General features: G+C 39.9%; 25 protein-coding genes. 7 read left to right on the top strand and 18 right to left on the bottom strand.

Features of this window, described 5'->3' with window-relative positions; translation table 11 throughout:
• Positions 1–54 precede the first annotated feature (54 nt).
• A complete protein-coding gene (locus tag BFS30_RS05710; RefSeq protein WP_237028717.1) occupies positions 55–744 on the top strand; it encodes a hypothetical protein in 690 nt (229 codons plus the stop codon).
• A gap of 15 nt (positions 745–759) precedes the next feature.
• Here the strand turns inward: BFS30_RS05710 and BFS30_RS05705 are convergent, their stop codons facing one another.
• Genes BFS30_RS05705 through trmB form a run of 4 tightly spaced genes read right to left on the bottom strand, consistent with a single transcriptional unit; the run spans position 760 to position 2,711 of the window.
• Positions 760–1,320, bottom strand: coding sequence for a DNA-3-methyladenine glycosylase I (locus BFS30_RS05705; protein ID WP_069378393.1), 561 nt, complete (start codon positions 1,318–1,320; stop codon positions 760–762).
• Positions 1,321–1,324: 4 nt separating this feature from the next.
• Positions 1,325–1,666, bottom strand: coding sequence for a carboxymuconolactone decarboxylase family protein (locus BFS30_RS05700; RefSeq protein WP_069378392.1), 342 nt, complete (start codon positions 1,664–1,666; stop codon positions 1,325–1,327).
• Positions 1,667–1,709: 43 nt separating this feature from the next.
• Positions 1,710–2,036, bottom strand: coding sequence for an MGMT family protein (locus tag BFS30_RS05695; RefSeq protein WP_069378391.1), 327 nt, complete (start codon positions 2,034–2,036; stop codon positions 1,710–1,712).
• Positions 2,037–2,060: 24 nt separating this feature from the next.
• Complete coding sequence (gene trmB, locus BFS30_RS05690; RefSeq protein ID WP_069378390.1) at positions 2,061–2,711, bottom strand: tRNA (guanosine(46)-N7)-methyltransferase TrmB; 651 nt, start codon at positions 2,709–2,711, stop codon at positions 2,061–2,063.
• Between the two features lie 95 nt (positions 2,712–2,806).
• Here trmB and fcl point away from each other — a divergent pair, with 95 nt between their 5' ends.
• Positions 2,807–3,751: a GDP-L-fucose synthase gene (gene fcl / locus BFS30_RS05685; RefSeq protein WP_069378389.1), complete on the top strand. Its 945-nt coding sequence runs from the start codon at positions 2,807–2,809 to the stop codon at positions 3,749–3,751.
• 147 nt (positions 3,752–3,898) lie between these two features.
• On the top strand, positions 3,899–4,831 hold the full coding sequence (locus BFS30_RS05680) for a hydrogen peroxide-inducible genes activator (protein ID WP_069378388.1): 933 nt from the start codon (positions 3,899–3,901) through the stop codon (positions 4,829–4,831).
• A gap of 72 nt (positions 4,832–4,903) precedes the next feature.
• Here BFS30_RS05680 and BFS30_RS05675 read toward each other — a convergent pair whose 3' ends face one another.
• The 3 genes from BFS30_RS05675 to BFS30_RS05665 form a co-directional block, all read right to left on the bottom strand.
• Complete coding sequence (locus BFS30_RS05675; RefSeq protein ID WP_069378387.1) at positions 4,904–5,509, bottom strand: superoxide dismutase; 606 nt, start codon at positions 5,507–5,509, stop codon at positions 4,904–4,906.
• An 83-nt stretch (positions 5,510–5,592) separates the two neighbouring features.
• A complete protein-coding gene (locus BFS30_RS05670) occupies positions 5,593–6,066 on the bottom strand; it encodes a nucleoside deaminase (RefSeq protein WP_069378386.1) in 474 nt (157 codons plus the stop codon).
• Positions 6,067–6,402: a tRNA-binding protein gene (locus BFS30_RS05665; RefSeq protein ID WP_069378385.1), complete on the bottom strand. Its 336-nt coding sequence runs from the start codon at positions 6,400–6,402 to the stop codon at positions 6,067–6,069.
• 283 nt (positions 6,403–6,685) lie between these two features.
• Here BFS30_RS05665 and BFS30_RS05660 point away from each other — a divergent pair, with 283 nt between their 5' ends.
• Positions 6,686–7,321 (top strand): LysE family translocator, encoded by a 636-nt coding sequence (locus tag BFS30_RS05660; protein WP_069378384.1) that lies wholly within the window; start codon positions 6,686–6,688, stop codon positions 7,319–7,321.
• A 30-nt stretch (positions 7,322–7,351) separates the two neighbouring features.
• Positions 7,352–8,536, top strand: coding sequence for a class I SAM-dependent rRNA methyltransferase (locus BFS30_RS05655; protein ID WP_069378383.1), 1,185 nt, complete (start codon positions 7,352–7,354; stop codon positions 8,534–8,536).
• Here BFS30_RS05655 and BFS30_RS05650 read toward each other — a convergent pair.
• Entirely contained in the window at positions 8,533–8,790 is a 258-nt protein-coding gene (locus tag BFS30_RS05650) for a DUF6814 family protein (protein WP_069378382.1), read from the bottom strand. The two genes, BFS30_RS05655 and BFS30_RS05650, sit on opposite strands and share 4 nt — an antisense overlap.
• Positions 8,791–8,800: 10 nt before the next feature.
• A complete protein-coding gene (locus BFS30_RS05645) occupies positions 8,801–10,330 on the bottom strand; it encodes an MFS transporter (RefSeq protein ID WP_069378381.1) in 1,530 nt (509 codons plus the stop codon).
• A 219-nt stretch (positions 10,331–10,549) separates the two neighbouring features.
• Here BFS30_RS05645 and BFS30_RS05640 point away from each other — a divergent pair, with 219 nt between their 5' ends.
• Positions 10,550–11,449: a bestrophin family protein gene (locus BFS30_RS05640; protein ID WP_069378380.1), complete on the top strand. Its 900-nt coding sequence runs from the start codon at positions 10,550–10,552 to the stop codon at positions 11,447–11,449.
• A 5-nt stretch (positions 11,450–11,454) separates the two neighbouring features.
• Here BFS30_RS05640 and BFS30_RS05635 read toward each other — a convergent pair whose 3' ends face one another.
• The 5 genes from BFS30_RS05635 to BFS30_RS05615 all read right to left on the bottom strand — a co-directional run bounded on the left by BFS30_RS05635 (position 11,455) and on the right by BFS30_RS05615 (position 15,903).
• Positions 11,455–12,510, bottom strand: coding sequence for a nucleoid-associated protein (locus BFS30_RS05635; protein ID WP_069378379.1), 1,056 nt, complete (start codon positions 12,508–12,510; stop codon positions 11,455–11,457).
• A gap of 9 nt (positions 12,511–12,519) precedes the next feature.
• Positions 12,520–13,299, bottom strand: a complete 780-nt coding sequence (locus BFS30_RS05630; RefSeq protein WP_069378378.1) for a TerC family protein — start codon at positions 13,297–13,299, stop codon at positions 12,520–12,522.
• A 101-nt stretch (positions 13,300–13,400) separates the two neighbouring features.
• On the bottom strand, positions 13,401–14,801 hold the full coding sequence (locus BFS30_RS05625; protein WP_157262881.1) for a hypothetical protein: 1,401 nt from the start codon (positions 14,799–14,801) through the stop codon (positions 13,401–13,403).
• Positions 14,798–15,328 carry a hypothetical protein gene (locus tag BFS30_RS05620; RefSeq protein WP_069378377.1) on the bottom strand — a complete coding sequence of 177 codons (531 nt, stop codon included), beginning with the start codon at positions 15,326–15,328 and terminating at the stop codon, positions 14,798–14,800. The genes BFS30_RS05625 and BFS30_RS05620 overlap by 4 nt, the downstream gene beginning before the upstream one ends.
• A 2-nt stretch (positions 15,329–15,330) precedes the next feature.
• Positions 15,331–15,903, bottom strand: coding sequence for an RNA polymerase sigma factor (locus BFS30_RS05615; protein ID WP_237028716.1), 573 nt, complete (start codon positions 15,901–15,903; stop codon positions 15,331–15,333).
• Positions 15,904–16,022: 119 nt separating this feature from the next.
• Between BFS30_RS05615 and aspS the strand changes: the two genes are divergently transcribed.
• Positions 16,023–17,768, top strand: a complete 1,746-nt coding sequence (aspS, locus tag BFS30_RS05610; RefSeq protein WP_069378376.1) for an aspartate--tRNA ligase — start codon at positions 16,023–16,025, stop codon at positions 17,766–17,768.
• A 59-nt stretch (positions 17,769–17,827) separates the two neighbouring features.
• Here the strand turns inward: aspS and BFS30_RS05605 are convergent, their stop codons facing one another.
• From BFS30_RS05605 to BFS30_RS05590, 4 genes are all read right to left on the bottom strand, one after another.
• On the bottom strand, positions 17,828–18,271 hold the full coding sequence (locus BFS30_RS05605) for a hypothetical protein (protein WP_069378375.1): 444 nt from the start codon (positions 18,269–18,271) through the stop codon (positions 17,828–17,830).
• Positions 18,255–18,638 carry a phage holin family protein gene (locus BFS30_RS05600; protein WP_069378374.1) on the bottom strand — a complete coding sequence of 128 codons (384 nt, stop codon included), beginning with the start codon at positions 18,636–18,638 and terminating at the stop codon, positions 18,255–18,257. Before BFS30_RS05600 ends, BFS30_RS05605 begins: the two co-directional genes overlap by 17 nt.
• A gap of 22 nt (positions 18,639–18,660) precedes the next feature.
• Complete coding sequence (locus BFS30_RS05595) at positions 18,661–18,927, bottom strand: YtxH domain-containing protein (protein ID WP_069378373.1); 267 nt, start codon at positions 18,925–18,927, stop codon at positions 18,661–18,663.
• 65 nt (positions 18,928–18,992) lie between these two features.
• On the bottom strand, positions 18,993–20,033 hold the full coding sequence (locus BFS30_RS05590) for an AI-2E family transporter (RefSeq protein WP_069378372.1): 1,041 nt from the start codon (positions 20,031–20,033) through the stop codon (positions 18,993–18,995).
• Between the last annotated feature and the right edge of the window lie 5 nt (positions 20,034–20,038).

Raw genomic sequence — 20,038 nt, 5'->3', positions numbered from 1 at the left:
AATAATTGTTTGTCATTATCCATAACAACAACAAATAATTTCCGTTATTTGAGCATGATGCGCACCATAAAAACATTTACCATGGTCATGTTCCTGCTGATTGCCGGAATCGGACTGAAAGCACAAGATATTGTGGTCATTGCACCTGGCAATTTTCTTCGTGGGACTATACAGGCAACAGACTATACCAATGTGGTTCTGACTAAAGAAGATGAATCTGTTGTACAGTATAGGGCTACTGATATTCAGGAATTTGTATGGAATGGAGAAACTTATGTCAGTAAGCCTATCATCATCAAAAAGAAAATGGAGCACCGCTTCTTTAAAATACTCGAACAGGGAGCTGTTAACCTGTATGCCATTGGAGGTAGCACAGGCGTAGACGTTCCAGAACCGAAAAGACGCCGCATTACTCCAAGCATTGGTATTGGGGCTGGAAGCGGCGGTTTTGGTGGAGTAGGCTTTGGAGGGGGTATCAGTATTGGCGGAGGTCGTCGTCAGGAAGCTCCGGTTAAAAGGGTAATGCCGAGTACATTTTTCATTGAGAAAGTTGGTACCGGTCCAATGTCTGAGTTACCTGTTGAAGGAGGAAACTCTGAAGGAAAGACCCAGCACATCAAAAATATATTGTTACAAAAGCTAAGCAACGATGAGGACCTAGCGGAAAGAATAAAGGCCACAGAAAGCTTTGATGGGAAGCTGATCAGGGCCTTTGTTACTGCTTACAATGCGGTGCATAAATAGCTCCGTTTAAAAAATTTATTTGGAAATGCAGCCCTCAATATGGTCGTTTACCATACCTGTGGCCTGCATATGTGCATAGCAGATCGTTGTTCCGAAGAACTTAAATCCACGTTTTTTCATGTCTTTACTAATGGCATCTGAGATTTCCGTACGGGCAGGAACATCTTTCAGGGAAGCTCTACTATTTACAATTGGTTTTCTGTCAGGAATAAAACCCCATATATAGTCTGAGAAAGAGCCGAATTCTTCTTGTATGGCGAGGAAAAGACGTGCGTTATTAATTGCAGCTTTAACTTTCAGGCGGTTTCTGATGATCCCGGTATCATTCATTAAGCACTCTTCATCGGCCCCGGTAAAAGCCGCCACCTTTTGGACATCAAAACCAGCGAAAGCGGCCCTGTAGCTTTCCCTTCTTCTCAGAATAGTAATCCAGCTGAGCCCTGCCTGAGCCCCTTCCAGAATTAAAAATTCAAACAAGGTCTGATCATCGTAAACAGGTTTCCCCCATTCTTCATCATGGTATTTTACGTATTGCGGATCTGTTCCACACCACCCACATCTGATTACCTCATTCATTTTTTTAAAGGCTAAGTTCGTCCCAATACTCTACTGCTCTTCTGTAATGAGGGATTACGATAGACCCACCTACCAGGTTGGCGATCATAAAGACTTCATTGATTTCTTCATTACTGACCCCTTCGTTGAAGCATTTTTCCAGGTGGTATTTAATGCAATCATCGCAACGCAAGACCATAGAAGCAACGAGACCTAACATTTCTTTCGTTTTCACATTCAGGGCTCCATCAGCATATGTTGTGGTATCTAAAGCAAAAAACCTCTTGATATTGGTATTGGAGGTTTCCATAATTCTATCGTTCATTCTGGTACGATAGTCGTTAAATTCTTCTACTAATTTCCCCATATTAAAATTATAAATAAGTCAATGTTTCTGTTTGTACCAGTCGCTATAATTCCAGCAAAGGGTCCCAAAGCAAAGATTTGAAATTCTGAACCTTATCATTTTTCACCTTTATTCCTTCTGCTTCCAACAGCTCCTGCATCAATTCTGGTGTTTTGAAATGAAACTTTCCGGTCAGCAACCCACTACTGTTGACTACCCTATGGGCAGGTATGGGTGGATGCGCGGCACCTGCATTACTCATTGCGTAGCCAACCATACGTGCAGAGCCACCCGCGCCCAGACTTTTAGCGATTGCTCCATAGGAAGAAACCCTCCCCTTCGGAATCAGCCTTACCAATTCAAAAACCTGGTCATAAAATGATTGTTCCATATTGCGATCCTTTTTGCTGGTTAATTATTCAAAAGAAAACTGGATATAGTTAATGTTTTTATCGTGTTTCAAGTAAATTCTTTCATAATGTGTTTTAATCTTCAAAACGTCATCATAAAATGCCGAAGTATACAGATGATCTGTTTTTTTATGACAGATTAAATTTAGCTCTTTTACTTTTTCTACGGTATAGGCGTATAACCCGTCATTATCTGTTTTCAGGTTGATTTTGCCTCCTGGTTTTAAAAAGGCCTTATACATATCCAAAAAACGATCGTAGGTTAGTCTTTTCTTCTCTCTGCTATCCTGAGGTTGAGGATCAGGGAAAGTAATCCAGATTTCATCTACTTCTCCTTTTCCAAAGTATTCTGCAATATCCTCAATCTGAATCCTTAAAAAGGCCAGGTTATTGATATTTTCATCTACTCCGGTTCTGGCTCCTCTCCAGATTCGGTTTCCTTTGAGATCAATGCCTATAAAGTTCTTTTCCGGAAAGAACTTTGCCATATTTACAGCGTATTCTCCCTTACCACAAGCCAGTTCAAGTACAATCGGCTGGTCATTTTTAAAATGTTCAGAAGCCCATTTACCCTGCAGAACTTTTCCCTCTTCCATCTGGTATACATTGGCAAAAGTGTCTATCTCTGCAAATTTTCTTAATTTATCTTTACCCACTACTAAAATATTTTTATGCAAAAATACAATTAAATCAGTCTCTTAAAGATGATGCTAACTATTTCGTATTTTTGTAGGTATAATAGAATCTCTAAGTGGAAAAGAACGCAAAAATATATGTAGCCGGTCATCGGGGTATGGTAGGTTCAGCGATTTATCGCAAACTGGTTAAAGAAGGATACACCAATCTTCTGACCAGAACATCTTCTGAACTCGATTTACGTAATCAGCAGGCTGTGACGGATTTCTTTGAGGCTGAAAAGCCGGAATATGTATTTTTAGCAGCAGCAAAAGTTGGTGGTATAGTCGCCAATAATACTTACAGAGCTGATTTCCTGTTTGAAAATCTTTCTATACAAAACAACGTCATTCATCAGTCTTACAGAACAGGAGTTAAAAAGCTAATGTTTTTAGGCTCAAGCTGTATTTACCCGAAACTGGCTCCTCAGCCTTTAAGGGAAGAGTACCTGCTTACCGGATTACTGGAAGAAACCAATGAGCCTTATGCTATTGCAAAAATTTCAGGAATTAAGATGTGTGATGCCTACAGGGCGCAATACCACTGTAATTTTATTTCCGTGATGCCGACTAATTTATATGGATACAATGACAATTACCATCCTCAGAATTCACATGTTTTACCTGCATTGATTCGTAAATTTCATGAAGCTAAAGAAAACGGATCGGCTGAAGTCATCATTTGGGGATCAGGTTCCCCTCTTCGGGAGTTTCTTTTTGCTGATGACCTGGCTGAAGCTTGTTACTTTCTGATGCAGAGTTACAATGATGGAGGATTTCTGAACATTGGGACCGGACATGACCTTAGTATAAAAGACCTTGCCTTACTGGTTAAAAAAGTGATCGGATTTGAAGGGGAACTAACTTTCGACAGCAGCAAACCAGATGGTACACCAAGAAAATTAATGGATGTTTCCAGGTTACATGACCTTGGCTGGAAACATCATATAGAATTGGAAGAGGGCATTCAGCTTGCTTATCAGGACTTTCTGAATAAACATCAGGAAAATCCAGTGGCCTAGCGCATTTTTCTAAATAAAGAATCTCCGCATTGAATGTGGAGATTCTTTTGAATTTACCCAGTCAAAAAACATCTTTTTTTGACACCTACACCATTTTTATTATAGTCAAAATTGATACATTTGTTAAAGTAAATAAACTTTAACTATATGACCCTAGTTCAACTGGAATACATTGTGGCAGTAGACACTTACAGAAGCTTTGTTGGCGCTGCAGAAAAGTGTTTTGTGACCCAGCCAACTTTGAGTATGCAGGTACAAAAGCTGGAAGAAATGCTGAATGTAAAAATCTTCGACCGCAGCAAACAGCCCGTTATACCTACTGAGATCGGTGCTCAGATCATTGAACAAGCGAGATTAGTCCTTCAGGAAAGCCAGAAAATTAAAGAGATCATCAGCAGCCAGCAACATGATGTGGTAGGAGAATTAAAAGTGGGCATTATCCCAACTGTAGCTCCCTATCTTCTACCAAGAGTGATCTCTGGAATGATGGAAAAGTTCCCGGATCTCAAACTATTGATTTGGGAATATACAACCGAAGACATCATTCATCACCTGAAGACAGGAGTTTTAGATTGCGGAATATTAGCTACTCCACTGGCCGACAGCAATGTTGCTGAGTTTCCACTATATTACGAGAATTTTGTCACCTATATCAGCAAAAACAGCAAGCTATTTAAAAAGAAAACCATAGATGCAGATGATCTGGAAGACGAAAACATCTGGCTATTAAATGAAGGACATTGTATGCGTTCACAGGTATTGAATATCTGTCGTTCTACCAAAGACAGTCGTTTGCAGGGATTAACATATAATACCGGAAGTGTAGAAACATTGATCCGGATGGTTGATGTAAACAATGGCGCCACCCTCCTGCCAGAGCTGGCTTTAGCTGAGCTGACGAACAAACAATTGAGCAAAGTCCGTTATTTCAGATCTCCTGAACCGGTCCGGGAAATCAGCCTTGTGACCCATAAAAATTTCATTAAGAAAAGAATGCTCAACGCTTTAAAAGAAGAGATTCTGGCCATTATCCCAAAGACAATGAAGCAGAAGAAAAGAAAAGACGTTGTAGGTATTTAAATCTTATAAAAATCACTAAACAAATAAAGCCTGTGATGAACTCACAGGCTTTATTTGTTTAGCATTGCTTATTTATGCTTTTTTGAAGCGTTCTGCAACAGCATCCCAGTTTACTACATTCCAGAAAGCCGAAATATAATCAGGGCGTCTGTTTTGATATTTTAAGTAGTAAGCATGTTCCCATACATCCATACCCAATACAGGAGTACCTTTAACTTCAGCAATATCCATTAAAGGATTGTCTTGATTTGGTGTAGAAGTCACCGCTAATTTATTGTCAGCAGTAACGATTAACCAAGCCCATCCTGAACCGAAACGGGTTGCACCAGCTTCAGCAAATTTAGTTTTAAAATCTGCAAAAGAACCGAAAGCAGCATTGATTGCTTCTGCTAATTCTCCTTTAGGCTCACCACCTTTGTTTGGAGCAAGAACTTCCCAGAATAAAGAGTGATTATAGTGACCACCACCATTGTTTCTTACTGCAGCAGGAAACTTAGAGATGTTTTTAACAATTTCTTCGATGCTTTGGCTAGCTTCCGCTTTACCTTCTAAAGCTTTATTTAAGTTGGTAACGTATGCCTGGTGATGCTTACCATGGTGGATTTCCATTGTAAGTTTATCAATATGCGGTTCTAGTGCATCTGTTGCGTAAGGTAACGCAGGTAATTCAAAAGCCATATTATTTTATTTTAAGGTTAAAACTTGTTTCTAATACAAAGATAACATTCAAACATTAATTTTTGTTCAATACTTTGTCAAGTTTAGCCTCTTCTATTTGCGAAAAACCGCGTCATCAAGGCTCCGCACTCCGTTGCCAGCACACCGCCGACCAGTTGAGTTTTCGGATGGAGCAATTGGCTGTTTTTAGAAGTAAAACCTCTTTTAGGTTCAGTAGCACCATATACCAATCGACCGATCTGTGTCCAATAACTTGCTCCTGCACACATTACACAGGGCTCAATGGTTACATACAAAGTGCAATCTTTTAAATATTTGCCACCTAAAGTTTGCGAGGCTGCTGTAAATGCCTGCATCTCTGCATGGGCAGTTACGTCGTTCAACTGCTCTGTCAGGTTATGTCCGCGGCCAACAATTCGTCCTTTACAAACCACAATAGCTCCTATCGGAATTTCTTCTGAATCATAGGCTTTTTGTGCTTCCTGCAGAGCTAAACGCATGTAATGCTCATCCTCAGCTACCGGATTATTTTCTTCTGAAAAATTATAATAACTCATTTAAACCAATTTACTGCCATTTGGCACAGTACCATTTAACGCGGTTAACACAATATCACCATTTTCATCTGCAAAGCCTGTCACCAGGAATTCAGACATGAATTTTCCAATTTGTTTTTTAGGAAAATTAACCACTCCCACGATTTGCTGTCCGACCAATTCTTCTTTAGAATAGTGTTTCGTAATCTGAGCACTGCTCATTTTTACACCAAAATCACCAAAATCCACTTTTACTTTGTAGGCTGGTTTTCTTGCTTCCGGAAAATCGAAGACCTCCAGGATAGTCCCCGCACGCAGCTCGACCTTCTCAAAATCATTCCAGTTTATTTCTTCCATGCGCTAAAATTACAATTTATTGCTAAAACTCCATGTTTTAGCCTGTTCCAATCCTGAAATCATGCTAATTCAATTCCATAAACCCATGACAACGCACCTTATTTAATCCATGAAGCAGTGCCTTTCTGCATACCTTTATCTCAGGGAACTCAGGAGTCAGCTGGCTAAGGTTCAGTCATTCCCCAGGAATTGGGAATCACTTTATTTTCTGTATTTTTGATCATCGTCACTTTTCTCTGAACAATGTTACATCTGATCTCTATTAACTATAAATAGCTCCGACATGATCCCCCTTAAAGAAATTTCCTACTTCGCTGTGGCTGCGCTTGTACTTGTGATTAGTCCTGGTCCAAATATGATCTATTTAATTTCCCGTTCGATTACTCAAGGCAGAAAATCAGGATTAATTTCTTTGGCAGGAATTATGTGTGGTTTTCTCTTTCACATCATCCTGGTCTCTTTCGGTCTAACTGCCGTTCTTTTTGCCGTTCCTTTTGTTTATTCGACCATTAAAACACTGGGTGTCTTTTATCTGCTATATTTAGCTTATCAGGCAATTAAACCCAATGGCAAAGGGCTTTTTGAAACCCGGACCGATCTCGCCAATGACAAACCAGCTAAATTATTTAAAATCGGTATTCTGACTACTGTACTTAACCCTAAAGTAGCTGTCTTTTATTTATCCTTCTTCCCTTATTTTATCAAACCAGAATATGGTTCCGTATTCCTTCAAAGCTTACAATTGGGCATTACACAGGTCAGCATTAGCTTTACCGTCAACTTTCTGATTGTTTTAACCGCGGCTCAGGTTTCCTTATTTTTTGCAAAAAATCCAACCTGGGTAAAAATCCAGAAATGGTTTATGGCCAGCGTGCTGCTGGCATTGGCCCTTAAGATGGCCATCAGTAAGGAAAAGTAAAAAGAACATTGTTTTTTCTAACTTTGCAGCATGATTGATGTAACACTAAAAAAAGGAAAAGAAAAGGCTGCAATGCTACACCATCCCTGGATTTTTTCAGGAGCGATTGATAAAATTAAGGGTAAACCGTTAAATGGTGAAATCGTTAAGGTTAGTTCGGCAAGTGCTGAATTTCTTGCCTATGCATATTACAACGATCAATCGAGGGTAGCGCTAAGGTTAATGGAATGGGATGAAAGCAAGGTTATCGACAAAAAATGGTATCAGGAGAAACTCCGCAATGCCATTGCTTCGAGAAAACATTTACTTAATGCAGATACCAATACCTGTCGCCTGGTCTTTAGTGAGGCGGATTTTCTTCCTGGTCTGATTGTAGATCAATATGCCGATTTCCTTTCCTTACAAATCCTAAGTGCAGGAATGGAAAATGCAAAAGAAGAAATTATTGAGCTTTTAAAAGAAGAACTAAACCCAAGAGGAATCTTCGATAAAAGCGATGCCGGTGCTCGTAAACATGAAAACCTGGAAGCAACTCAAGGCCTGCTATGGGGAGAAACACCTCCTGAATTTATTGAAGTACGAGAAAACGGAATTGCCTACCACATCAATATTGCTGACGGGCAGAAATCTGGCTTTTATTGTGATCAGCGAGATAACCGTGAGATTTTAGCTTCTTATTCTAAAGATAAAACCGTATTGGACTGTTTCTGTTATAGCGGGGGTTTCACGTTAAACAGCTTAAAGCAGGGTGCGGCACATGTAACCAGTGTAGACAGCTCTGCCCTTGCTATCGAAACTTTAGCCCATAACCTGGAATTAAACGGCTTTGACGCCACACAGCAATTGAGTATCCAATCTGATGTAAACAAACAACTTCGGACGTTTAAAGAAGAAGGGAAGAAGTTTGATATTGTAGTATTAGACCCACCTAAATATGCACCCTCCCGTTCAGCTTTAGACAGAGCTGCAAGAGCTTACAAAGACCTGAACAGGCTCGGTATGCTTTTATTGGAAAAAGGCGGCATACTTGCAACCTATTCCTGCTCTGGTGCAGTAGACATGGAGACCTTCAAGCAAATTATTGCCTGGGCAGCTTTAGATGCAGGCAAAGAAGTTCAGATCATCAAGCAGTTTCATCAACCGGAAGACCATCTTGTAAGATTGTCCTTTCCAGAAGGGGAATACCTTAAAGGCTTATTGCTAAGAGTTCTTTAATCCGTTGATTCTTCTGAGCCGGAAGGCAATTGACTATACTCCCCTTTCAGCGCATAATAGCCGAAAATCACCAGGCCTGCGCTGATCGGGATGAAAATGAACAAAATAATTCCCCACTGCAAGGCAGTATTTGTTTTCTGAACCCCTTCTGCGGCCAGGCCTACTTTTTCGTAAGCCTGCAAAAACATACAGATGATGGAGGCCGGGCCAAGTATCATCCAAAATAGTCCTAATCCTTTTTTTAATCCGTTCATAGTTTTTTATTTAAGCTTCTGTTTCAGCTGGTTTTTTATTGGACAGATAAACTGCACCAATAATAAAACTCAGGCTAGCGATTCCAATAGGATACCATAAACCGGATAAGGGGGTAGATCCTGAGAAACTGGCGATCAGTGTTGCAATAAAAGGAACAAGCCCGCCAAAAACACCATTTCCGACATGATAAGGAAGAGACATAGAGGTGTACCTGATTTTGGTAGGGAACAATTCCACCAAAAATGCGGCAATAGGTCCGTAAACCATAGTCACCAGCAGAATCTGGAAGAAAACCAGGGCTACAAATTTCCAGAACACGACAGTCGATAATTTTTTATCCTTAAACTGATCCGGCTGTACTGCTGCTGTCTTTCCCTTTTCTTCAAATTTGATATGTGACTGGATTCTTTGATAAGAGGAGCCAGATAATAAAGTCACATTGGCGCTTGTGGAGATTAAGCTATCTCTGGTTCCATCCATTAGCGTGCGGGTAACTACCGGATCTGAAATGGCCTGAATGTCCTGCTGAGTGACTTTAGTAAAGTCAGTATCGTCCAGAAAAACCTGATAAATGGGCCGGTAGAAAAGGATACCCAATAACATTCCCAGGAGCATGATCCATTTGCGTCCGACTTTATCACTCCAGGAGCCAAAAATGACGAAAAATGGGGTTGCAAAAGCAATTGCCCAGAGCAGGATATATCTGGAGTCGTTAAAATCGACTTTACAAGTGTTTTCAATAAAGGATTGCGCGTAAAACTGACCGGTATACCAGATCACTCCCTGACCCATCGTGGCACCAAACAGCGCAAGCAGCACCATTTTAAAGTTCGTCTTATTATTGAAACTCTCTTTTAAAGGGTTCTTAGACACCTTTCCTTCTGTTTTCAATTTGGTAAACATTGGGGATTCGTGCATTTTTAACCGGATATAAATGGAAACACCCACCAGCAAAATCGACAATAGAAAAGGAATTCTCCAGCCCCAATCGGCAAATGCTGAAGCTCCGATCAGATTTTTAGTCAGTACAATCACACCTAACGAAAGAAACAAGCCCCCCGTGGCTGTCGTCTGTATCCAGCTGGTAAAAAAACCTCTTTTATTTGCAGGAGCATGTTCAGCTACATAAGTTGCTGCTCCTCCATATTCTCCTCCAAGTGCCAGTCCTTGCACCAACCGCAAAATCAGCACCAATATAGGTGCAGCATAACCAATACTGGAATAAGAAGGAATCAGGCCAATTAAAAAGGTCGAACCACCCATTAAGACCAGGGTGAGTAAGAAAGTATATTTACGGCCAATTAAATCACCCAGACGGCCAAACACCAACGCTCCGAAAGGCCTGACAATAAAACCCGCAGCAAAAATTGCCAGGGTATTGATCAATGCCGAAGCTCCGGCATCTGCCGGAAAAAGTTGCGCCCCGATAATCGTGGCCAGACTGCCAAAAATATAGAAATCATACCATTCAATCAAAGTACCCAGAGAAGAGGCACCGATGACTTTGAAGATGTTGTTTTTTTGTAGTTCCTTGCTCATACGTTAAGGGAATATTTGGCTTCAGAAATAAATCTACTATTTATTCTCAATTATCTCTCAGGGTGTTACAGAAAAAAGAAAAATCTGATCCCCATTCACCATGATAGAGAAGTCCGGAGCGAAGCGCTTCAACCGAAGCCAGAAAAGATATTTTAAGCAAGCCAAACAAATTGTAGCTTTTGTTTGTAAATTGAAATCAAAACATCAACCCCGATAAACATGCTCATTGCCCAACACATCAAGCTCAGTAGAATACTGATCAACACCTGGCAGGTCGATTTAATTATGATTGTCTCCTGTACAATCACCTATTTTGCCCGTGAATTTTTAATTACACATAACCTCGACATTCCGGCAATTATCCCCAGCGTTCTGGGGACCGCAATTGCTTTCTTTATTGGATTTAATAATAATCAGGCTTACGACCGGTGGTGGGAAGCACGTAAAATCTGGGGAATGCTGGTCAACGATTCCCGCTCCTGGGCCAGAAGTCTGATCAATTACGTGGACGAACACGAAGATTCTAAACCCCTGATAAAAAAGATGATTTGCAGACATATCGCCTTTTTATACACGCTAAAAGGCGCGCTTCGTAATTACGACGACAATATCTACAGTAAATATCTGACAGAAGAGGAGTTACACGAAATCCAGCAACACAGCAACATGCATAATGCCATTCTGAATATTCAATCACGAGACCTGCAGTTACTTTCAAAAAAGGGCTATATCGACGGATTCCGTTTCATGGAACTTAATGAATTGCTGGTTAATTTTTCCAATCAAATGGGGATGTCGGAGCGGATTAAGAATACCATATTTCCAACTACCTATACCTATCTCACTAAAGTGTTTATCTGGCTGTTTGTAGTATCCATTACCCTGGTGATCAGTTCTTATGTAGAGTACTGGTCGATTTTTATTGGCTGGCTACTCGGGTTTGTATTTGTTTCCACCCAAATTAACGGAATGGGGCTGATTAATCCTTTTGAAAATAACTCTGCTGCCATTCCTTTAAATCAGATTACAAGAACCATAGAGATCAATCTGCTGGAAATGCTCGGAGAATCAGAAATCCCCGAGCCTGTAAAACCAATCAATGATGAGTATGTCCTTTAAAAGGACTACTCTTCTTCTCTGAAATATACTTTATAATAATTCATCGACTTATCATCATCGAAACCTTTTTCGATCAATTCTTTATCACCATGAATGTAGATGTGGAAGTTTTTATCCAGTTTTAAAACACTTTTATAGACCCTGGCCTGTTTTTTCACCGCAGCCCCTGAAATATCAAAAGTATCTGCAATTGGGGTATCAAACTCTTCCTCAAAACTCTTTTTATAGCTTTTGAAAGACTCAATCCCCTCCGCGTTGCCAATCACTTCGTTCGAAAACTCTTCCAAGTCAAAGCTTTCTTTCTCCTTGAAATATTTCATTGACTTATTCAACAGGTCAATTTTATCTGCTTTTGAAATGTCAAACTCCTGGTCCAGTTTCTCCGTTACGAAGTTTTTGTAGACACCAAGAACGCTACTGGTCTGATTGAAGTTATCGTTTCTGATTTTTAATTTTAAGAATTCATCTTTCCAATAAACCGCCTCTGCACTTCTATTGGTCTGATCAATTACTGCTACACGGTAACCTTCTTCTTTATCGGCATTAAAAATCAGACAGCCTTTATCCAGTTTATTGATATTAATCGCATCTTCTTCATATCCTAGCCCAAATCCACCTTCTTCAGGGAAGACTTTCAGGAAGGATTCTTTGGTTTCAGATTTAAAGATCCCAATAGCATCATGAAGCTCACCTTCAATCTGCACATTTTCAAAATAGGCAAGGTATAACTCACCCGGTTTGATCTTTGGATGTCCGGAAACATCATATAAGTATTTGGCCATTTCCATACTATTTTCATGAAAAGTAGTGCCATCTTCAAATATGCGATCAGCAAAATGATAAACTTCATTCAGGTTCAGGTCATTATTTGGGTGAAAGAAACGGTACACTTCATTTACTTTGGCATAAGGCCCAAGAAAATACTGCTGTAATAAATTACTCAGCATATTGTCTTTGATCGGAATCGATTTTTCAGACAACACATAGAACTCATCCTGAGACTTGTTCCCAATACGGTGTATAGATAATTCGGCCAGAGAGGCCTCAAAAAAAGAAATCATGCGGTATTTTTACTTGTTTTCGTGCGGGGTATTTCTAAGTTCAACAGGTTTCTTTCCTTTTTTCATTTTCAGGTTCAGCATCTCTACCAATACCGAAAATGCCATAGCAAAATAGATATAACCTTTAGGGATATGTTGATCCAGGCCTTCTGCCAACAGAGAAACACCGATTAATAATAAAAAGGATAAGGCCAGCATTTTTACAGTAGGGTGCTTATTTACGAAATCACTGATTGCCGATGCAGACAACAACATGATTCCAACAGCGATGACTACCGCAGCAATCATGATCTCGATATGATCAGCCATCCCTACGGCGGTAATTACAGAGTCTAAAGAGAATACAATATCAAGGATCAGGATCTGAACGATAATTCCGACAAAAGAATGAACTTTTCCTTTTATGCCTGCCTCTTCCTCTCCTTCCAGTTTCTGATGAATTTCATGTGTACTTTTATAAATCAGGAATAGTCCTCCAATAATCAGGATAAGGTCTCTCCCTGAGATGGCCAGTTTTTCCAGCCATTCAGCATTACTGATACCGATCCAATCGCCCACATTAAATAAAGGAGCGGTCAATTTCATCACCCAGGTAAGGGACAGTAACAACAATATCCTTGTAATCATGGCTAGGCCTAACCCAACCTTACGCGCCTTATTCTGTTGTTCTATGGGAAGTTTACCTGCAAGGATGGATATAAAAACAATGTTATCAATTCCCAAAACAATCTCTAATATGGTTAGAGTAATGAGTGATATCCAGGCTTCAGGACTGTTTAAAAATTCCATTTTCTAAAAATAAATCAAGTTGCTAAGATATAAAAAAGCTTGCTGAATTTATCAACAAGCTTTTTCTGATTATGTTTTCGAGGAAATAAAAACGGCCGCTTTTAGCGGAACGATACTGAACCATAGTCGGCCTTGATATTGATGGTTCCACCTCCACCATTACCGATTTTACCGGCATAATGCTTGGAAGTATCCCCATCTCCTATCTGTTTAGAGCTGGCGCTACCAGGACTGAAGCCTCCATAACGCGTCTGTACATCAAAGTCAGCATGATAGCCGGTATCAAAGCCTAAAGAAACGGAGGCATAGTCTGCATTTACTGTTAGGTTTTTACATCCGGCTCCAATGTTCTCTATAGACAGCTTATTGTAGTCAAGATCAAAGTTCCCGTCGCCTTTCAGATTATTTAGTTTCACGTTTGCATACTGTGCTCGTATGTTTAGCTTATTAACCGATCCGATGGAAATGCTATTGTATTGCTGTTTAACCGTCGCATTTCCGTGGATTGTTCCAAGGTTGACATTTACATATTGTGCATCCAGTTCCAGATTATTAACAGCGCCGATATTCAACCCTTTTCCATATTGTTGCTTAACCGTAGCATTTCCTTTGATCGTTTTGATATTCACTGTTGTATATTGCGCATCCAGATCTAATGTTCCAATCGTTCCAACTGTCAGTCCGGAGCCATATTGCTGTTTAATTACCGCCTTATTCAGTTCCTCAATTTCTGCGCTGCCATATTGTACAGAAATATAATTATTGCTGTTGTTCAATGTTCCCGCCACAAAGCCTCCATACTGTACCTTTGCATATAGTGCCCCAGACAAGTTTCCCATAGTCAGCCCTCCGTAGGTGTTACTTACACTTAAATCATTGGATGCAGGCATATAAACCACATAATTCACCCGTACTTCCCTTCTCCAAATCAGCTTTCCATTTCTGGTGCTACTGCCATAACGGCCATCACGTGTTCCTATAATGGTCCGGAAAGAAACAAGATCTGCACTTTTACCGGCCTCAATCGTCGTTTCATCTAACAGTTTCTGGGCATCACCTGCATCTTTACTATAGGCTTTAATATCAACATCCACTTTAATCTCTTTTTTATCCCAGGTTTTGATCAGAATTGTTCCATATTTATTACTCAGGTTAATCTTATCGCTACCATCCAGCGTAAACGATCTGGAGAAAGTCTTGGAACGCATCGGATCATCAGCACCCTGTTTTTCGTCCTGAACTCCTTGCATGACAGAAACAGACAAAGGGGCTTCTGCAGTTACGTTTGTAATTGGTGCAAGGGGGCTCAATGCTGAGATTGGAACAGAGTTACCTACCGACAGATTGGCTAAAGCTGTATTAGAATTTACGGAGAGGTTCTGTTTAACCAAACTCCCGACAGAAACACTTGATGAATGTTTTATTTCTGTCTTAACAGACTGTGCCTGGCCTAGATTGGATACCAACATCAGGCCGGTCAATCCTAAAATTAATTTTTTCATATCTGATTTTCCTCTTTATACTGATTAACTTCATTGATGATAGATAACTGTTGGTTAATGACCTGCAATTGCAATTCCAGATTTTTCACCATCGCTTTCACCACTACTTTTTGATTCGGGCTATTTTGCAGCTCTTTCTTTAACTGCTCATAATCCTGATCAAGCTTATTCAGGTCTTCGCTAAAACGGGCATAGAGCACCGGATTCTTCTTGGCATATACCTGTAAGCTGTCTTTTTTCTCTTCAATCAGACTGGCAAATTTCAATTCTTTCTTTCCATAAACCGGATTGATATCTGCTATTTCCAACTCCTGATTATGGTTACGATAAGTATAGATAAAAGTAACCGTCATGATCAGGATCAAGGACGCTGCAATACCTAACCACAATGGCATTGCTGATTTTTTTTTTATTTTTTCTTTATCAAGCGCGGCATCTATTCTGCCCCATAGCTGATCTGAAGGTGTTTTAAAATCAAACTCCTTCTTGTGTTCTTTGATGTACTCTTCAATACCCCTATTACTCATCTTTATACTCCTCTCTTTACTAATAAGCCATTTAATTTTATTTTTGCGCGCATATATTGCGTGCGGGAAGTGCTTTCTGAGATCTTTAGAATATGGGCGATCTCTTCATGATCATACCCTTCAAAAAGATAAAGCGTTAAGACCACCCTGTATCTGTCTGGAAGTTGTGTAATTGCTTCTCTGATTTCCTCCACTCTCCATTCCAGCTCCTCCTCCTCATTTTCACTTTCCTGTATCACATCCACTTCTTCAATATTCACAAATTCTACTTTACGTTTCCGGAGGTAATTAATAGATTTATTGATGACGATTTGTTTTAGCCAGAGGCCAAAAGTAGTGTCTCCTCTAAAATTTTCTATTCGTGTAAAAGCATCCAAAAAGGCCTCCTGTAATACATCTTCCGCTTCATCGCCAAAATTGACAATCCTCAATGCCACATTATACATAGCCTTTGCGTACAATTTGTAAATTTCAAATTGTGCTTTCCGATTTCCCTGCCGGCACTCGTTTACGAGTGATACGTGTTTATCAATGTATACAGTTTCCAATGTTTTCCAGTTCGCTATAAATGACAATCAATTTTTTGAAACGTTGCATGAGAAATAAAAATATTTTCAATATACCAAGCTAAATTCATTGTGGGTTGAAATATCCGGTTCAAAATCAATATTTTTGCTACTTAATACTTTTAATAATGTTAAGAACAACTACTTGCGGAGCTCTAACTATTGAGAATTTAGGCGAAAATGTAATCTTGTGCGGCTGGGTACAAAAATCCAGAGATTTAGGAGGAATGACTTTTATTGACATCCGCGACAGATACGGGATCACCCAACTGGTTTTCAATATGGACGACAACCGGGAATTATGCGAGGCAGCACGTAGCCTGGGCAGGGAATTTGTAATTAAAGCCAGCGGCTTAGTCGTAGAACGCTCTAACAAAAACCTGAAAATGCCTACGGGTGAAGTAGAAATCAAAATCACTGCTCTGGAAATACTAAACGCAGCAAAACTACCTCCATTCATGATTGATGATGAAACTGATGGCGGTGATGATTTGCGTATGAAATACCGTTACCTAGATTTACGTAGAAATCCCATCCGTAACAACATGGTTTTACGTCATAAAATGGCCCAGGCTGTTCGTCGTTATTTAGATGACCTTGACTTTATTGAAGTAGAAACTCCGGTATTAATCAAGTCTACGCCAGAAGGTGCAAGAGATTTTGTGGTACCAAGCAGAATGAACGAAGGACAGTTTTATGCCCTTCCCCAATCGCCACAAACCTTTAAGCAATTATTGATGGTATCTGGCTTTGACCGTTATTTTCAAATTGTAAAATGTTTCAGAGATGAGGATTTACGCGCAGACAGGCAACCTGAATTCACTCAGATTGACTGTGAAATGTCTTTCATCGAACAAGAGGATATTTTAAATACTTTTGAAGGCCTGATCCGTACTTTATTTAAAGACATTAAAGGTTTTGATCTTCCTGAAGTACCAAGAATGCAATATTCAGATGCCATGCGCTTTTATGGCTCAGATAAACCGGATACCCGTTTTGATATGCGTTTTGTAGAACTGACAGATCTGGTCAAAGGCAAAGATTTCCCCGTATTTGACAATGCTGAACTGGTGATCGGGATTAACGCTTCAGGTTGCGCATTATACACACGTAAGCAGGTTGATGAACTGACTGACTTTATTAAGCGTCCACAAATCGGCGCAACAGGGCTGATCTATATGAGGCATAATGAAGATGGTTCATTAAAATCATCTGTAGATAAATTCTATAATGAAGAAGAATTAAAAAAATGGTCTGCAGCCCTGAATACCCAACCAGGAGATTTAGTATTGATTATGGCCGGAGTACAGGATAAAGTACGCAAACAATTAAGCGAACTGCGCCTGGAAATGGGTACCCGCTTAGGTTTACGTGATAAAAATAAATATAGTGCACTCTGGGTACTCGATTTCCCTCTTTTAGAGTGGGATGAGGAATCTGAGCGTTACCATGCGATGCACCATCCTTTTACTTCTCCAAAACCGGAAGACATTGCCTTATTAGACACTAGGCCAGGTGAAGTAAGGGCAAATGCGTACGACATGGTAGTAAATGGTACAGAAATCGGTGGTGGTTCTATCCGTATTCACGACAGAACCTTGCAGGCCCTGATGTTTAAACATCTTGGATTCTCTCCTGAAGAAGCCCAAAAGCAGTTTGGATTTCTGATGGATGCATTTGAATTCGGTGCTCCTCCACATGGTGGAATTGCTTTTGGTTTCGATAGGTTATGTTCTATTTTTGCAGGATTAGAGAGCATACGTGATGTTATTGCTTTCCCTAAAAATAACTCAGGAAGAGATGTTATGATTGACAGCCCTTCCACTATTGACGATAAACAGTTAAATGAACTAAAAATCAAAACAACAGTTTAATACGGTGCCTGATAAAATATTCAGATACAAAAAAAGGAAGCCTGTGCTTCCTTTTTTTGTTAATAGGTTTCACTATCTGGCGGAATGCCATAATCCACATCAAGCGGATCAGTTTCTTTCTTTTTCTTTGACTTGCTGAACCAGGACCTTACGGAATTAAAGATCGCAGACAGATGCTCTGCATCCAGCGACTTCCCCACCTTTCCTGAGGCTAATCCTACCAAAGCCTTAGTGACGATGCCAGAGCCTTTAAAAAAGGTGCTGTTCATCACCAAAGGAAGGATCAGTGACATCACTTTACTGCTAATGTTAAACTTGTCGTCTATTTTAAGAAATGCAGAAGGTGTTGCATACTTTTTAATAAAAGCACCTAAGGTAAACTGATGAAGGTATTTTTTAGAATCGCCTACCAACGCATCCCCCTTAAAGCGGTATTCGGCTTTAAGTAAACGCACTTGCTGATGCAGATCCTCCAGGTTATTGATGTTATACTTTCTGCTCATCGTCCTCTTCCTTATCTGCTAATTTGTTAAAATAGCGTCTGATTGTAAAGTTAATTATCGCCTTTTCGATATATTTTTCTTTCATAAAATAAACGATCATGGCTAATAAGATATAAATCAAAGCAACACAGCCGAAACCTCTTGTATAACTACCCAAAACGTCCGATAAAAACAGCGCTAAAGTAAAGGTACCAAACAAGAAAGCCAGAAGAAAACAGATGGCAACAGTAGCATTGGTAACGATATCGGCAAACATCTTGGAACCCCGTTCTACCAGATATAACCTGGTGTATTCTAACCGGGTGTTGACATAACCTTTAGCATCCTCTACCAGGTCCTCCAGATCTTTTTCTTTATTTTCCTGCATTGTCTTTGGTTTTAGGGGTAACTTATGCGTGTTCTACATCATCAGCAAACTCTTCTTCAGTCTGACGAAGCTTATTTTTTACCGAGCTAACTACCTTATCTTTCAGGCTGCCCAGATTATTGATTTCATCTGCTGCTTTGTCCTTAATCGCATCCCCAAGATCCTTTAATGACTGACTCAGCTTATCTCTTGTTTCACTTCCTTTTTCCGGAGCAAACAGTAATCCTAATGCCGCACCTGCAGCTAAACCGGCCAATAGCCCAATTAATACTTTTGAATTATCATTCATGACATTTAAATTTTGTGTTTAACATTTCCTTTATTGACTCTGGAATATAATGATTATAACTATTTCTATTCAGAAATTGTTTTAATTCTTTCCAATCTTTCGGATGCCATTGCGCTTGTTTCATATATTTTTATCAACAATATGAAGTACGACAATAACAATGGACCAAAAACCAGACCTAATATTCCAAATAAGGGTATACCAATAACTACGCCAATTACAGTGATAATGGGATGAATATTGCCGACTTTTTTCGCAATCATAAAACGAAGAACGTTATCAATATTGATAATGACTACAAATCCGAAAATCAGCATAGCCCAGGCACCAAAACTATTTCCATTGGCCATTTGCAGGAGCGCTGCAGGAACAAAGATGACCGGAGGCCCTAATACCGGGACAAAAGAGATAAAAGTGGTCATGACACCCCAGAATAAAGGATCTGAGTAACCGAGAACATAGAACGACAAACTTACCAGTCCGCCTTGTACAACAGAGATCAAGCCCTGTCCAAGCACATTTGCATAAGTCGTATTTCGAAGTTCTTCCGCAAAACGGTAAGCATTCTGTTCGCGAAATGGGGCATATTTTAATAAAGAGCGCTCAAATTTCTCTCTTTCTACCAGCATAAAGTAAAGCAGAAAGTACATGATCAGGAGTCCTAAAACGATGTTAAACGCACCGGATATCAGGGAAGGAAAAAGTTCGGTTGCCCAGGTCCCTGCCTTCTTTAGTCCCTCTTCAACCAGGTTCTGGAAATCACTCCCCATAGGAACCAGGTGTTTTACTTTAAAAATCAGGTTCTTAAAATAAATATGGTCACTTTGCAATTCCGCGATCTTTTCAATCACCATTGCACTCAGGGCGTAGAAAGGAAGGATAATCACCAATATCGAAACAAACAACAAGAGGAGAGCAGAAAGGCGTTTATTCCATTTCTTCTCTTCTACCAGGTATAGAAATGCCGGTCGCAAAATCGTATACAATACCAATGTCCCCAGAATAGAGCTAAATATCCCCTGTAAGGAATATGCAATTAAGCACCCCAGAACAATGATAATCAACAGGGTGATGTTATTCCTTTGTTTGTAGGTAAATAATGACATTGGCG

The organism is Pedobacter steynii (genome assembly GCF_001721645.1).
In the GTDB taxonomy this organism is placed as follows: Bacteria; Bacteroidota; Bacteroidia; order Sphingobacteriales; family Sphingobacteriaceae; genus Pedobacter; species Pedobacter steynii_A.
This window is presented reverse-complemented; position numbering and strand designations above follow the sequence as displayed.

Excerpts from the sequence above, each read along its gene's own strand:
- BFS30_RS05660 (WP_069378384.1), top strand. The coding sequence starts at position 6,686 with ATGATCCCCCTTAAAGAAATTTCCTACTTCGCTGTGGCTGCGCTTGTA.
- BFS30_RS05705 (WP_069378393.1), bottom strand. The coding sequence starts at position 1,320 with ATGAATGAGGTAATCAGATGTGGGTGGTGTGGAACAGATCCGCAATAC.
- BFS30_RS05650 (WP_069378382.1), bottom strand. The coding sequence starts at position 8,790 with ATGAACGGATTAAAAAAAGGATTAGGACTATTTTGGATGATACTTGGC.
- BFS30_RS05640 (WP_069378380.1), top strand. The coding sequence starts at position 10,550 with ATGCTCATTGCCCAACACATCAAGCTCAGTAGAATACTGATCAACACC.
- BFS30_RS05590 (WP_069378372.1), bottom strand. The coding sequence starts at position 20,033 with ATGTCATTATTTACCTACAAACAAAGGAATAACATCACCCTGTTGATT.
- BFS30_RS05675 (WP_069378387.1), bottom strand. The coding sequence starts at position 5,509 with ATGGCTTTTGAATTACCTGCGTTACCTTACGCAACAGATGCACTAGAA.
- BFS30_RS05620 (WP_069378377.1), bottom strand. The coding sequence starts at position 15,328 with ATGAGTAATAGGGGTATTGAAGAGTACATCAAAGAACACAAGAAGGAG.
- BFS30_RS05595 (WP_069378373.1), bottom strand. The coding sequence starts at position 18,927 with ATGAATGATAATTCAAAAGTATTAATTGGGCTATTGGCCGGTTTAGCT.
- aspS (WP_069378376.1), top strand. The coding sequence starts at position 16,023 with ATGTTAAGAACAACTACTTGCGGAGCTCTAACTATTGAGAATTTAGGC.
- BFS30_RS05645 (WP_069378381.1), bottom strand. The coding sequence starts at position 10,330 with ATGAGCAAGGAACTACAAAAAAACAACATCTTCAAAGTCATCGGTGCC.
- BFS30_RS05655 (WP_069378383.1), top strand. The coding sequence starts at position 7,352 with ATGATTGATGTAACACTAAAAAAAGGAAAAGAAAAGGCTGCAATGCTA.
- BFS30_RS05630 (WP_069378378.1), bottom strand. The coding sequence starts at position 13,299 with ATGGAATTTTTAAACAGTCCTGAAGCCTGGATATCACTCATTACTCTA.
- BFS30_RS05700 (WP_069378392.1), bottom strand. The coding sequence starts at position 1,666 with ATGGGGAAATTAGTAGAAGAATTTAACGACTATCGTACCAGAATGAAC.
- BFS30_RS05710 (WP_237028717.1), top strand. The coding sequence starts at position 55 with ATGATGCGCACCATAAAAACATTTACCATGGTCATGTTCCTGCTGATT.
- BFS30_RS05670 (WP_069378386.1), bottom strand. The coding sequence starts at position 6,066 with ATGAGTTATTATAATTTTTCAGAAGAAAATAATCCGGTAGCTGAGGAT.
- BFS30_RS05695 (WP_069378391.1), bottom strand. The coding sequence starts at position 2,036 with ATGGAACAATCATTTTATGACCAGGTTTTTGAATTGGTAAGGCTGATT.
- BFS30_RS05600 (WP_069378374.1), bottom strand. The coding sequence starts at position 18,638 with ATGCAGGAAAATAAAGAAAAAGATCTGGAGGACCTGGTAGAGGATGCT.
- BFS30_RS05635 (WP_069378379.1), bottom strand. The coding sequence starts at position 12,510 with ATGATTTCTTTTTTTGAGGCCTCTCTGGCCGAATTATCTATACACCGT.
- BFS30_RS05605 (WP_069378375.1), bottom strand. The coding sequence starts at position 18,271 with ATGAGCAGAAAGTATAACATCAATAACCTGGAGGATCTGCATCAGCAA.
- BFS30_RS05680 (WP_069378388.1), top strand. The coding sequence starts at position 3,899 with ATGACCCTAGTTCAACTGGAATACATTGTGGCAGTAGACACTTACAGA.
- BFS30_RS05665 (WP_069378385.1), bottom strand. The coding sequence starts at position 6,402 with ATGGAAGAAATAAACTGGAATGATTTTGAGAAGGTCGAGCTGCGTGCG.
- BFS30_RS05625 (WP_157262881.1), bottom strand. The coding sequence starts at position 14,801 with ATGAAAAAATTAATTTTAGGATTGACCGGCCTGATGTTGGTATCCAAT.